This window comes from Bradyrhizobium sp. CB2312 (assembly GCF_029714425.1).
Classification (GTDB): Bacteria; Pseudomonadota; Alphaproteobacteria; order Rhizobiales; family Xanthobacteraceae; genus Bradyrhizobium.
Window position 1 is genome coordinate 1,596,919 of sequence record NZ_CP121668.1, and the last position, 12,575, is coordinate 1,609,493.

The window sequence follows — 12,575 nt, forward strand, 5'->3', positions numbered from 1 at the left end:
TCGAGCGATGGTGGGCACGGCGCAAGCGCGCCTTTGCCCACCCTACGGAATCGCAGATTTACGGGACGGCATGCCGAAATCGCGGATATTCCGTCCAAAACCGCGGCTGGCCTCGCATGCCTCGATCCGCTAAAAGGCGCCCGCACTTTGAGGCTTAGAGGACCCCACGGAATGAACATTCTTCCCGGCAATTTGCGTTTCGGAGCGGGCCAGCCCGTCAAGCGTTTGGAAGACCAGCGGCTGCTCACCGGGAAGGGGCAATTCATCGACGACAAGCCGGAAGACGGCGCGTTGTGGTTGCATGTGCTGCGCTCGCCGCATGCGCATGCGAAGATCGTCTCGATCGACACCAGCGCCGCGGCCGCGATGCCCGGCGTCACCGCGATCTACACCGGCGCAGATCTGATCAAGGACGATATCGGCGCCATCCCCACCTTGAGCATCTTCAAACGCCCCGACGGCAAGCCGATGACGGTGCCGCCGCGCCGCCTGCTCGCCCATGAGATCGTTCGTTACGCCGGCGAAGCGGTGGCGGCAGTCGTGGCTTCCTCTCGTGCTGAGGCGCAGAGCGCGGCCGAAGCGATCGCGATCGAATACGACGTGCAGCCTGCGGTGGTCGATCCGGTCGAGGCCGTAAAACCCGGCGCGCCCGCGGTGTGGCCGGAGGCGCCCGACAACATCGTCGGCGCAATGAGCTATGGTGACGCTGCCAAGGTGGACGAGGCGTTTCGCGAAGGCCGCGCATACCGTCGAGCTCGACCTCGTCAGCCAGCGCCTTGTGCCCTCCGCGATGGAGCCGCGCTCGACCATTGCCGAGATCGACAAGAAGTCCGGCCGTCTCCTCCTGCACGTGCAGTCGCAGACGCCGGCCTCGACCCGCGACGTGCTGGCGGAAGCCGTGCTGAAGCGCCCGAAGGACAGCGTGCGCGTGCTGGTCGGCGACATCGGCGGCGGCTTTGGCCAGAAGACCAACCTCTATCCCGAGGACGGCATCGTCGCCTATGCCGCGACCAAGCTGAACAAGAAGATCCGCTGGCGCGGCGACCGCACCGACGAGTTCGTCGGCGGCACCCACGGCCGCGATCTCACCTCGACGGCGTCCTTCGCGCTCGACGAGAAGGGCAAGGTGCTGGCCTATCGCGTCAAGTCGATCGGCTGCACCGGAGCGTACTCGTCGGGCGCTGCGAACATCATTCCGCTGGTGCTCGGGCCGTTCGTGCAGACCGGCGTCTACGATCTGCCGCTGGTGCATTTCGAGGTGCAGTCGGTGATGACCCACACCGCACCAGTCGGTGCCTATCGCGGCGCAGGCCGCCCCGAGGCGGTCTTCATCGTCGAGCGCCTCTTTGACGCCGCAGCCCGCAAGATCGGCATGGATCCGCGCGCGATCCGCAAAGCCAACTACATCAAGCCGGCGCAGCTGCCCTACACCAACGCCGCCGGCCAGGTTTACGATTCCGGTGCCTTCGCGCACATGCTCGACCGTGCCGTAAAGCTTGCTGACTGGGACGGCTTTGCCGCGCGCAAGAAGGCCGCGAAGAAGAAGGGCCTGCTCTACGGCCGCGGCCTCACCTCCTACATCGAATGGACCGGCGGCCGCGCCCACACCGAGAAGGTCAGCCTGCACGCGACCTCGCAGGGCCGCGTCGTGCTGCATTCCGGCACCATGGCGATGGGGCAGGGCTTGCAGACCACCTACACCCAGATGATCTCCGACACGCTTGGCATCTCCATGGACAAGATCGACGTCGTCCAGGGCGACACTGATCTTGCCATGGGCTTTGGCAGCGTCGGCTCGCGCTCGCTGTTCGTCGGCGGCACGGCCGTGGCGGTGTCCTCCAACGATCTGATCCAGAAGGCGCGCGAGAAGGCGGCGAACGTACTGGAGACCTCGGTCGAGGACATCGAGTATCAGGGCGGCGTGCTCACCGTGGTCGGCACCGACCGCTGCATCAGCCTGTTCGATCTTGCCGAAAAGGAAAGCGGCGCCAAACTCAGCGTGGATTCGGAAGGCGAGGTGGACGGTCCGAGCTGGCCGAACGGCACGCATATCTGCGAGGTCGAGATTGATCCGGAGACCGGCGTCTCCAAGGTCGTGCGCTACACCACCGTCGACGACGTCGGCATCGCCGTGAATCCGATGCTGGTCACCGGCCAGATCCATGGCGGCGTCGCGCAAGGCATCGGCCAGGCGCTGTATGAAGGCGTCTCCTACGATGCCGACGGCCAGCTCCTCACCGCGAGCTACCAGGACTATTGCATCCCGCGCGCCGACGACGTGCCGCCGATCGTGGTGACGCTGGATGATTCCGCACCCTGCCGCACCAATCCGCTCGGCGCAAAAGGCTGCGGCGAATCCGGCGCCATCGGCGGCCCGCCTTGCGTCACCAACGGCGTGATGGACGCGCTCGCCGAGCTCGGCATCACCCAGCTGAACACGCCGCTGACGCCGCAGAAGATCTGGCAGGCGATCCGGGACGCGAAGGTGGTGGCCAAAGCGTAGAGTTATTGCGCGCAAGCTGTAGCCGCATTCTCAACCGTCGTCCCGGACAAGCGCGCCACAGCGCGCGCCGATCCGGGACCCATAACCACAGGGAGTAGTTTGGCGCGAAGCTGGCAACTCCGAGTCCCCGTAACCACATCTGCCTGTGGTTATGGGTCCCGGATCTGCGCTTACGCTTGTCCGGGACGACAGCGGAGGGTGTCGCGCCAGTGGGGGCTACAACGCTCAAATCCCCAGCATCATCTTCGCAATAATATCGCGCTGGATCTCCGACGTGCCGCCGAAGATCGTGTAGGCCCGGCCGTTGAGATATTCCGGCACCACCGTCAGCATGTCCTCAGGCGTTGCCGGCTCGTGGTTCAGCCTGTAGAGCGGGCGCATCGGCTCGACGGCGAGGGCGTCGTGGCCGATCACGTCGGCGCCGAGGCGCGTCACGGCCTGGCGGATCTCGCTGTTGCGCAGCTTCAGGATCGACGACACCGCGCCGGGATTCTGCCCGGTCTGGAGCGCCGAGAGCACGCGCAGCTCGGTCATCTCGAGCGCGTCGATGTCAACCTCGACCTCGGAGATGCGCGAAGCGATATCGGGACTGTCGATCGCGCGCCCGGTCAGGTCGGACTCCGCGAGCTCCGCGATGGCCTTCAACCCTTCGCGCAGCTTCGCTGACGCGATGCCGGAGCCGCGCTCGAACTCGAGCAGATACTTGCCGTAGGTCCAGCCCTTGCCTTCCTCGCCGACACGGTTGGTCACGGGCACGCGCACGTCGTCGAAAAACACCTGGTTGACCTCGTGGTCGCCGCCGATGGTGAGGATCGGCCGCGTGGTGATGCCCGGCGTCTTCATGTCGATCAGGATGAAGCTGATGCCGTCCTGCTGCCGCGGCCCGTCGCTGGTGCGCACCAGCGCGAACATGCGGTTGGCATGGTGGGCGTGCGTGGTCCAGATCTTGGTGCCGTTGATGACGTAGTCGTCGCCGTCGCGCACCGCGCGCGTCTTCAGCGAGGACAGGTCGGAGCCGGAGCCCGGCTCTGAATAGCCCTGGCACCAATAGTCCTCGCCGGAGAGAATCCGCGGCAGGTAAAAATTCTTCTGCTCGGGCGAGCCGAAGCCGATGATGACGGGCCCGACCATCTTCACGCCCATCACGTTGACATTCGGCACGCCCGCGCGTGCGGACTCGGTCTCAAAGATCCAGCGCTGCGCCGGCGTCCAGTCCGGACCGCCATATTCGACCGGCCAGCCCGGCGCGCCCCAGCCGCGGCTGTGCAGCGCGCGCTGCCAGGCCATGCCGATATCGGGGTCGGAGAATACCGACGGCGTTAGCGCGGTCGCGCGCTTCACCTCGTCGGTGAGGTTTTTGGCGATGAAGCCGCGCACCTCGTCCTGGAAGGCGCGCTCCTCGGCATTGAACGTGAGGTCCATGATGCGCTCCTGGGGTCAGGCCGTACGGCCGAGCTGGGCGTGGCGGGCATAGTGGTGGGCGCTGCCGCCGAACAGCGTGTCGAAGGCGACCAGCCGCTTGAAATAGGCGCCGACCTCGAGCTCCTCGGTGACGCCCATGCCGCCATGGAGCTGGATCGACTGCTCGCCGACGAAGCGCGCGCATTTGCCGATTTTTGCTTTCGCGCCTGATGCCGCCCGAGCACGCTCGAGCGGCTCAGCATCCACCTTCAACGCCGCCCGCAGCGCCATCGAGCGCGCCTCGTCCACCTGCATCGCCATGTCGGCGAGGCGATGACGGATCACCTGATTGGCGGACAGCGGCCGGCCGAACTGTTTTCGAATTTTGGTGTAGTCCAGCGTGGTGTCGAGCAGCGTCTGCATGATGCCGACGGCTTCTGCGCCAAGCGCAGCCATGGCGCGGTCGACCGCCCATTCGATCGCGGGCAGTGTGTCGCTATCGTCACCGAGGAGAGCATCCTGCGGCAGCTCTACGCCTGATAGCTCGATGTTGCAGGCCCGTCCGCCGCCGAGACGTTGATAGTCACTCATGGCAACGCTCGGCGTTTTCGCCGGTACCAGGAACAGGCCGATGCGCCCCGACGGTCCCCGATGATCGTGGATATGCGCGGAGACGATGATCTCATCGGCAGCGTGGCCGTCGAGCACGCCGATCTTGCTGCCGGAGAGGCGCCAACCCTCCGCTGTCTTGTGAGCGACGGTCGCGACCTTGGCGAGATCGAACCGCGCCGCGCGCTCGGAATGCGCAAAGGCGAGTTTTAGCGATCCGTCCGCAACCTTCGGCAGCCGCGCCTCCTTCTGCCCGGTGGTGCCGCACTTCTCGATCAGGGCCGCTCCAAGCACCACGGTCGCGATGTACGGCTCGGACACCAGCCCGCGGCCAAACGCTTCCATCAGAATCCCGATCTCGACCGGGCCGCCGCCGAGCCCGCCAAACTCCTCAGGGATCGGCAGCGCCAACCAGCCGAGCTCGGCGAACTGCTTCCAGACATCGGGGCTGAAGCCAAGCGGATCGCTCGCCATCTTGCGGCGGTGATCGGCATCGTAGCTTTCGGCCACGAAGCGCTCCGCGCTCTCGCGCAGCAGCCGTTGCTCGTCACTGAGATTGAGGTCCATGTCGCTACTCCGCGGCCGCCGGCGGCTTGCGCACGGAGGGATGCAGGCCGGACGGATCGACGATCATGCTGAACTCCTGAAGGTTATGGGCGTGGCAGAGCTGATGCAGCGCAAAGGCCTGGTCGATCGCGGCAGGCTGGCCCATCACGTCGACCGAGCGGTTCACCGCCTCCTTGGTCAGCTTCAATGCAAAGGACGGCTTTGCTGCGATCCGGCGCGCCAGCTCCAGCACGCGTGCCGACAGCTCCGCACGCGGCACGACCTGGTTGACCATGCCGAGCTGATGCGCCTCTTGCGCGCTCCAGCTGTCGGCGGTGAACAGAAACTCCTTGGCCTTGCGCGGGCCGAGCTCCCAGGGATGCACGAACCACTCGACACCGCAGACGCCCATGGTGACAACGGGGTCGCAGAACTGCGCATCGTCGCTGGCGACGATGAGGTCGCAGGCCCAGGCCAGCATCAATCCGCCCGCGATGCACTTGCCATGCACCTCGGCAATGGTCGGTTTTGCCAGATTGCGCCAACGCCGCGTGATCTGGAGATATATTTCCTGCTCGCGTGCGAAGTGGCCGTGTGCATTGGGTTCGGCAAAGCCGCCCCAATTTCCTACCGGCGGAAAATCGACGCCTGCGGCATTCTTAGCCCCGGGGCGCAGGTCATGGCCTGAAGAGAAGTGCGGCCCGTTGCCGGCGAGGATGATGACCTTGACCGTATCGTCCTGCACCGCCGCGTCGAAGGCGGCGTTGAGGTCGTAGGTCATTTGCAGGTTCTGCGCGTTGCGCGCATCTGGCCGGTTCATCACGATCCGGGTGATCGCCGGCTCCGGCCGCTCCACGAGGATGGTCTCGAACGAGGACATCGCGTTCCCCCTGGCGTTTCCATTGTTGTTTTGCCGGAGTTGACTATGCCAGCCGGGGATAGGCAAGAGGCTTGCGTCTGTCGGCTGCCTTTAGTGTCGTCGCCAAGACGTCTGGCGTCTCGCGCATGCAATCTGGTAGTTTGCACCAGATTCCACCGGGAGAAATTTGATGCGCAAGATCCTCACCGTGCTGGCGGCGCTGGCCTCGCTCAGCCTCACCAATTGCGGCTACAACGCGATCCAGACCGAGGACGAGCAGATCAAGGCCAACTGGTCCGAGGTCGTGAACCAGTATCAGCGCCGCGCCGATCTCGTGCCCAACCTCGTCAACTCGGTGAAGGGCTTTGCGCAGCAAGAGAAGGACGTGCTGCTCGGCGTCACCAATGCCCGCGCCAAGGTCGGCAGCATCCAGGCAACGCCGGAAGTGCTGAACGATCCCGCCGCCTTCCAGAAATTCCAGGCCGCCCAGGGCGAGCTCTCCAGCGCGCTGTCTCGGCTCCTCGTGGTCACCGAGAACTATCCGCAGCTCAAATCGGATGCGCTGTTCAAGGATTTGATGTCGCAGCTCGAAGGCACCGAGAACCGCATCACGGTTGCCCGCAACCGCTACATCAAGGCGGTGCAGGACTATAACGTCACCATCCGCTCGTTCCCGAGCAACTTCACCGCCATGGCGTTCGGCTACAAGGAAAAGCCGAATTTCTCGGTCGAGAACGAGAAGGAGATATCGACCGCGCCGAAGGTGGATTTCAACGCCGCGCCTGCGCCGTCGAAGTAGCCGCGTTCGGCACAGATGCGCGCCCCACCCACCACTGTCATTCCCCGCGAAGGCGGGGAATCCAGTACGCCGCGGCTCCTCCGTATCCCACCGGCGTCTCTGGAATACTGGATCGCCCGGTCGAGCCGGGCGATGTCCGCGAGGGTGTGGCGGGCTCGTTCGGTCATGCTCTCTCGGATTGCCCTCGCCGTCGCGCTGGTCCTCACCTTTGCCGTCCCCGCCTTTGCCGACGTCGCCGTGCCCCAGCTCACCGGCCGCGTGGTCGACCAGACCGGCACGCTCTCCAGCAGCGACGTCGCCACGCTCACGCAGAAGCTGCGCGATTTCGAGACGCGCAAGGGCAGCCAGGTTGCCGTCCTGATCGTGCCGACGACGCAGCCGGAGACGATCGAGCAATACTCGATCCGCGTCGCGGACGCCTGGAAGATCGGCCGCAAGAAGGTCGACGACGGCGCGATCCTGGTCGTCGCCAAGAACGACCGGCATTTGCGCATCGAGGTCGGCTACGGCCTCGAAGGCGCGCTCACCGACGTCACCTCGCGGCGGATCATCGACGAGATCATCACACCGAAATTCAGGACGGGTGATTTTGGCGGCGGTATCTCGGACGGCGTCGATCGCATGATCCGCGTCATCGACGGCGAGCCACTGCCGGTTCCTTCACCGAGCGTGAATTTTGGCAATCTGGACGACCTCGGACCGCTCTTCATCGTGACGCTGTTCGCCTCGATCGGGGTGGGCGGGTTCTTTCGCGCCATGCTGGGGCGGCTGGCCGGATCATTGGTGACCGGCGGCATCATCGCCGCGCTCGCCTGGTTCATTCTCGGCTCTTTCGCACTCGCCATGGTCCTCGGTGTCGTCGGCTTCATCATTGGGTTCATTGCCGACCTGTTCTCGGCGATGGCGCCAAGCACGAGGTCGTCGCGCGGCGGCTCCTGGTCGAGCGGCAGCTCGGGAGGCGGCTGGAGCAGCGGATCGTCGTCCAGCGACAGCGGCAGCTTCAGCGGAGGCGGTGGCAGCTTTGGCGGCGGCGGCGCCTCGGGGAGCTGGTAGGTCATGAGCATCAGGCGTATCACCAGGCATCTGCTCCAGCACCATTGGCGGGCGAAGCAGATATTTCCGCAAGCCGTGCTCGACCGCATCGAGCAGGCGATCAAGAGCAGCGAGACAACCCATTCCGGCCAGGTCCGCTTCGTGGTCGAAGGCGCACTCGACGGCCGACCGCTGTTCCGCAACCAGCCGGCGCGCGCGCGTGCGCTCGACGTGTTCTCGCATTTGCGGATCTGGGACACCGCGCACAACAACGGCGTCCTGATCTATCTGCTGCTCGCCGACCGCGATGTGGAGATCATCGCCGACCGCGGCATTGATGCGAAGGTGGGTGCCGAGGGCTGGGAGAGCATCTGCCGCGCGATGGAGGCCGAGTTCGCCGCGGGCCAGTTCGAGCGCGGCGTGATCGGCGGCATCGCCGCGGTGTCGCGGGAGCTGGCCAAGCACTTTCCGCCGGGCGGCCCGCATCCGAACGAACTGCCGGATGCGCCGGTGGTGATGTAGCCGGGGCGATAGTCCACCCCCCGTCATTGCGAGGAGTCCCTGCGACGAAGCAATCCAGACTGCCACCGCGGAGACATTCTGGATTGCTTCGCTGCGCTCGCAATGACGGGTTTGACAGAGGCGCTCGCAAGCCTCAATCATCCAGCTTGTTCAGGTCCCGCACCGACTGCATGATCGGCTCGAAGTTGGAGCGCGCGTCAAGCGCGTCGAACAATTGCGCGGTGTCTTCCAAGAGGCCATGCGAGCGTGCGATCGCAATGCGGACGTCCTCCTGCGGGGTGTCGGACAGCCGCCCATGTCCCGACAGCAGGATCTTCGAGTCCAGCCCCTTCAGCCGTTCCAGCGACTGGATGTAGTCGGCAATGCTGCCGGAGCCGAATACGCCCATCACCCCACCCGGCATCAATGTGTCGGCGGCGAACAACAGGCCCTTGTCCTGGTCGTACAGCGTGATGCAGGCCGAGGTGTGGCCCGGCGTATGCATCACGTTGAGACGGAAATTGCCGAGGTCGATGAGATTGCCTTCCTCGAGCCAGATGTCGACATTGATCGGCACGTTCGGCTCGTTGAACATCTTGCGCAGCATCGAGAAGTCGTCGCGCAGCATGATCTTGTTGGCGGCGAGCCGGTGCGCGGCGATGAAGGTGCGGCGCTCGTTGAAGTGCCAGGCGGCGCCGATATGGTCGAGATGCTCGTGGCTCAGCACCACCATGTCGATTGTCTCCGGCGGGCACTCGGCGAAATTCAGGCACTCCACCATCGCCGGGTAGTTCGAGGACAGGCCGACATCGATCAAGATGGTGCGCGCCGAGCCGCGCACGAGATAGGCATTGGCGGCGCGGTTGGCGAAGCGGATCTGGTAGACGTCGTCGGCGGCCTGGATCAGCGAGCAGGTGTCGTTCTTCATCAGGACCGGAAAGGCGGTCGGCTTGCGGTCGCTCATGATTGCGCCGCCCGATAGGTGACCGCGTTGGAGGCGCGCAGGCGTTTTGAGAGCGCATCCATCACCATCAGCGCGAACGCCGGCTGCTGGCTGACGAGATAGACGAAGCGGGCGTGATTGATCCGCATCACCCTGGTGTTCGGCGCCGCCGCGATCGCGGTCGCCGAGCGTGCCGAGCCGTCGATCACGGCCATCTCGCCGAAGAACTCGCCCTTGCCGAGCTTGACGATGGTGGTCCTGCTCGCGCCGTTCACCTTGGCGATCTCGACCTCGCCGTCGAGGACGACGAACAGCTCGCGGCCGGTCGAGCCCTCCTCGAAAATGACGTCATCGACACCAAACACGTTGATGCATTTCTCGATCGTCATGGCACCCCCTTGGCACCCCCAAACGCCTTCTGGCTGACGGGACCGCCCATGTTAGCCGGAGGCCGATGACGGGCAAGCAGCCCCTTCGGCTAAGGCGAGGGTACGCCGCACAGCAGCATCGGCTGACGATTTGTTGCACGCCGCCACGCCGGTTCCATTTTCCCGACCCAATTCGGCCCCCGATGAGTTCCTAAAATTTCGGTAAGCGGGTCCGGAGGTAAGGATTTCGCAAGCAATGAAAGTTACCAAAAGGTCAATCCAGACTGGAGTATTTGAGCCGTGAGCGAACCAATGCCCGAGCAGGCTGCCCAGGAGACCGGCGAACAGACGAGCGTCGTCGAAGCCGCCGCGACCGCGCCGCAGGCCGTCGAGGCTGCCGCCAGCATCGAGGCCCCCTCGATCGCCCCCGATCATGAGGCGCCGCCGAAGCCTGATCCGGTGAAAGCAGATGCCCCCAGGATCGAACCGCCCCGGATCGAGGTGCCGAAGTTCGAAGCCAAGCCCGAGACCAAGACCCAGACTAAGCCCGAAACCAAGCCCGAGCCGAAGCCCGGCAAGCTCATCGTCATGGCGCCCTCGGACCGGTCCTGGGAGCGCGAGGAGTTTGCCCCGCATGTGAAGCCGGACACCCCGCGCGCGACCAGCGACCAGCGGCGCCTGTCGGCGATGGCCGCGGTGGTCGCGATCGCCGCTTGCGTCGGTGCCATCAGCGGCGCGCTGGCGACCGCGGGCATGATGCATTTCGCAGCCCTGGCCCCGGCCCCCGCGCCGGCGCAGGTCGCGGACACCAGCGCGCTGGAATCCTCGGTCGCCAGGATCGATGCCGACCTCGTCGCCCTCAGGGCGAATGTCGAGCACACCTCCAAGACCGGCCTCAGCCAGTTCAACCGGGCCAATGACCGCCTCGACAAGCTCGAGAAGGCGCAGGCCGAGCCGATGGCCAAGATCGCAAGACTGTCGGAGACCGTCGACAAGCTCCGCGCCACCCCGCCCGTCGCCCCCGCACAGGCTGCGGCAGCGCCCGCCAAGGAGACCACCGGCTCGATCGCTCCGACCCAGGTTGCGACCGCGGCCGCCACACCGGCTCCCGCGCCGGCCGCGCCCAAGACCGAGGTCGGCCGCTTGCCGACGCTCGAAGGCTGGAGGCTGCGCGACGTCGCCAATGGCGGCGCACTGATCGAGGGCCGCGACGGCCTATATGAGGTCTATGCCGGCGATCCCATTCCCGGGGTCGGCCGCGTCGATGCGATCCGTCGCCAGGACGGCCGCTGGGTGGTCGTCACCAGCAAGGGCCTGATCGTCGCGCGCTGAGTCGCCAATATCTTGTTTTTAAGGAGGCGCTTCACCACCGTGTGAAGCGCCTTTTTACTTGAATAGGCTGGCACACGCGGTGTTACTGGAGGCATGAGCCGCGCGTTGCGAATTCTGGTTGCTGTTGCCGCATTGGCCGGCGGCTCTGTTCCGCTTTTCGCGGCCGAGAGCGCGCTGATGCGCGGCACGGCGATCACCGATCCCGATCTGCTGAAGAAGCTAGACCAGAACGACGTGCTGACGATCCCCCGGCTGCTCTGGCCGGAGCGGAACGCGAACGTTCCGCTGACGACCGACCAGATGTTTTCGCAACTGCCGCAGCTCAAGCAGATTCCGCCCGCGATCGACACGGAGCTCGACCGCTACGTCGCGCAGCAGAAGGCGGCCTGGCCGAGCGAGACCATCGGCGTCGGCGAAGGCTTTGACGTCCAGCTGTTCGATCGGGCCAATCTGAAATCGCCCGACACGCGCTTCGTGCTGGCCGGCATCGTCAACCGCATGGACCGCGCCTATGTCTCGGAAGAATCCTGCGGCGAGATCCGGCTGATCTATCGTCTCGCGCGTTTCGACAACAAGCCGGACGGCGGCAAGACCGCAACGCGCCTGCCGATGACGTTCAATCTGGTGATGAAGGCGAGGGACCCGCACCAGACGGATGCGAGCGGCAAGCCGCTCACCTGTGCCGAGGTCGCGCGGCGCTGGCTCGACAATGGCGACTGGCAGCGACTGATCGGCGGCAGCGTTCATCCTTCCGACGCCACGCTCGACCGCATCGAGACCAACATCCAGGTCTCCGTCGCGCCGAAATCGGCGCTGCACGATTTCCGCTCCGACTATCTGCTCAAGGTGTTCAAGTACGACGCCGCGACGAAGACGTTCGAGGAATCGACGCTGGAGAACCAGATCGATCGCGACCGCATCGTCGCGGACGATGCGCTGCGGCGCGATTTCAAGGAATGGCTGCTCGCGCCGGATAATCTTCGCGCGTTCGATCGCGGCACCGTGCTGATCCCCGAGAAATTCCTGGCCAAGGCCGCGGTGGTGCCGACGCCCGCCGGGCTCGATGCCTCCGCGTTGCAGCCGGAATTCGGCATGATGGCAGGTGAGGGCAGGGACAATCCGGTCTTCACCGACAACGACGTGGTCGGCGCGCTGAAGCAGGCCGCCGCGCGCGGCGACATGCAGAACGTCCGCTCGGTCGCGGGCTTCCAGCGCCGCCTCAACGACGTTACCTGCGCCGGCTGCCACCAGACCCGCGGCATCGGCGGCTTCCATTTCCCGGGCGTCGACTGGCTCGCGGACAAGCCGTCCAACTCCACCATCGTGCCGGCCTCGCCGCATTTTGTCGGCGACCAGGTCCGCCGCCGCGACATCCTGACCGCCTTCGCCGCGGGCAATCGTCCTGATTTCTCACGCGGATTTGCCAGCCGGCCGCAGACCCGCGGCAGCCAAGAGCTTGCCGGCACCGAATATCAGGACGGCTGGGGCGCGCATTGTTCCCTGCAAAATGCGGGATCGGGAACGCGGGATGAGAGTTTTACGTCATGGAGCTGTGCTAAAGGTTTGACCTGTCAGGCTGCCGCGGCCTCGCGCCGCATCGGCATGTGCTTCATCAAGACGCGTTAGCGCGTGATCCGAAAAAGTGCGTAGCGGTTTTTCGAAAAGATCACGCGCAAGATAAG

The 12,575-nt window shown here is 65.3% G+C and carries 10 protein-coding genes and 1 pseudogene; 6 read left to right on the forward strand and 5 right to left on the reverse strand.

Features of this window, described 5'->3' with window-relative positions; genetic code table 11:
• Window positions 1-171: 171 nt before the first annotated feature.
• Window positions 172-2,503 (forward strand): annotated as a pseudogene (locus QA642_RS07645) (xanthine dehydrogenase family protein molybdopterin-binding subunit).
• A 225-nt stretch (window positions 2,504-2,728) separates the two neighbouring features.
• Here QA642_RS07645 and QA642_RS07650 read toward each other — a convergent pair.
• From QA642_RS07650 to QA642_RS07660, 3 genes are read right to left on the reverse strand one after another with little or no spacing between them, the layout of a single operon-like run.
• Window positions 2,729-3,925 carry an acyl-CoA dehydrogenase family protein gene (locus QA642_RS07650; RefSeq protein WP_283084119.1) on the reverse strand — a complete coding sequence of 399 codons (1,197 nt, stop codon included), beginning with the start codon at window positions 3,923-3,925 and terminating at the stop codon, window positions 2,729-2,731.
• A gap of 15 nt (window positions 3,926-3,940) precedes the next feature.
• Window positions 3,941-5,080: an acyl-CoA dehydrogenase gene (locus QA642_RS07655; RefSeq protein WP_283084120.1), complete on the reverse strand. Its 1,140-nt coding sequence runs from the start codon at window positions 5,078-5,080 to the stop codon at window positions 3,941-3,943.
• Between the two features lie 4 nt (window positions 5,081-5,084).
• Window positions 5,085-5,939, reverse strand: a complete 855-nt coding sequence (locus QA642_RS07660) for an enoyl-CoA hydratase (RefSeq protein WP_283084121.1) — start codon at window positions 5,937-5,939, stop codon at window positions 5,085-5,087.
• A gap of 169 nt (window positions 5,940-6,108) precedes the next feature.
• Between QA642_RS07660 and QA642_RS07665 the strand changes: the two genes are divergently transcribed.
• The 3 genes from QA642_RS07665 to QA642_RS07675 all read left to right on the forward strand — a co-directional run bounded on the left by QA642_RS07665 (window position 6,109) and on the right by QA642_RS07675 (window position 8,271).
• Window positions 6,109-6,717, forward strand: a complete 609-nt coding sequence (locus tag QA642_RS07665; protein ID WP_283084122.1) for a LemA family protein — start codon at window positions 6,109-6,111, stop codon at window positions 6,715-6,717.
• Window positions 6,718-6,882: 165 nt separating this feature from the next.
• A complete protein-coding gene (locus QA642_RS07670; protein ID WP_283084123.1) occupies window positions 6,883-7,770 on the forward strand; it encodes a YgcG family protein in 888 nt (295 codons plus the stop codon).
• Between the two features lie 3 nt (window positions 7,771-7,773).
• Window positions 7,774-8,271, forward strand: a complete 498-nt coding sequence (locus QA642_RS07675) for a TPM domain-containing protein (RefSeq protein ID WP_283084124.1) — start codon at window positions 7,774-7,776, stop codon at window positions 8,269-8,271.
• A gap of 133 nt (window positions 8,272-8,404) precedes the next feature.
• On the opposite strand, the gene QA642_RS07680 is transcribed toward QA642_RS07675, so the two are convergent.
• Together QA642_RS07680 and QA642_RS07685 are read right to left on the reverse strand one after the other, a co-directional pair.
• Complete coding sequence (locus QA642_RS07680) at window positions 8,405-9,214, reverse strand: MBL fold metallo-hydrolase (protein ID WP_283084125.1); 810 nt, start codon at window positions 9,212-9,214, stop codon at window positions 8,405-8,407.
• Window positions 9,211-9,582 (reverse strand): Crp/Fnr family transcriptional regulator, encoded by a 372-nt coding sequence (locus QA642_RS07685; protein ID WP_283084126.1) that lies wholly within the window; start codon window positions 9,580-9,582, stop codon window positions 9,211-9,213. Before QA642_RS07685 ends, QA642_RS07680 begins: the two co-directional genes overlap by 4 nt.
• Window positions 9,583-9,873: 291 nt before the next feature.
• Between QA642_RS07685 and QA642_RS07690 the strand changes: the two genes are divergently transcribed.
• Complete coding sequence (locus QA642_RS07690; RefSeq protein ID WP_283086821.1) at window positions 9,874-10,893, forward strand: hypothetical protein; 1,020 nt, start codon at window positions 9,874-9,876, stop codon at window positions 10,891-10,893.
• A 93-nt stretch (window positions 10,894-10,986) separates the two neighbouring features.
• Window positions 10,987-12,519, forward strand: a complete 1,533-nt coding sequence (locus QA642_RS07695; RefSeq protein WP_283084127.1) for a hypothetical protein — start codon at window positions 10,987-10,989, stop codon at window positions 12,517-12,519.
• Window positions 12,520-12,575 lie beyond the last annotated feature (56 nt).

What these genes read in the sequence shown, in the direction of transcription:
- QA642_RS07650 (WP_283084119.1), bottom strand. Translation starts at nt 3,925, where the DNA reads ATGGACCTCACGTTCAATGCCGAGGAGCGCGCCTTCCAGGACGAGGTG.
- QA642_RS07655 (WP_283084120.1), bottom strand. Translation starts at nt 5,080, where the DNA reads ATGGACCTCAATCTCAGTGACGAGCAACGGCTGCTGCGCGAGAGCGCG.
- QA642_RS07660 (WP_283084121.1), bottom strand. Translation starts at nt 5,939, where the DNA reads ATGTCCTCGTTCGAGACCATCCTCGTGGAGCGGCCGGAGCCGGCGATC.
- QA642_RS07665 (WP_283084122.1), top strand. Translation starts at nt 6,109, where the DNA reads ATGCGCAAGATCCTCACCGTGCTGGCGGCGCTGGCCTCGCTCAGCCTC.
- QA642_RS07670 (WP_283084123.1), top strand. Translation starts at nt 6,883, where the DNA reads ATGCTCTCTCGGATTGCCCTCGCCGTCGCGCTGGTCCTCACCTTTGCC.
- QA642_RS07675 (WP_283084124.1), top strand. Translation starts at nt 7,774, where the DNA reads ATGAGCATCAGGCGTATCACCAGGCATCTGCTCCAGCACCATTGGCGG.
- QA642_RS07680 (WP_283084125.1), bottom strand. Translation starts at nt 9,214, where the DNA reads ATGAGCGACCGCAAGCCGACCGCCTTTCCGGTCCTGATGAAGAACGAC.
- QA642_RS07685 (WP_283084126.1), bottom strand. Translation starts at nt 9,582, where the DNA reads ATGACGATCGAGAAATGCATCAACGTGTTTGGTGTCGATGACGTCATT.
- QA642_RS07690 (WP_283086821.1), top strand. Translation starts at nt 9,874, where the DNA reads ATGCCCGAGCAGGCTGCCCAGGAGACCGGCGAACAGACGAGCGTCGTC.
- QA642_RS07695 (WP_283084127.1), top strand. Translation starts at nt 10,987, where the DNA reads ATGAGCCGCGCGTTGCGAATTCTGGTTGCTGTTGCCGCATTGGCCGGC.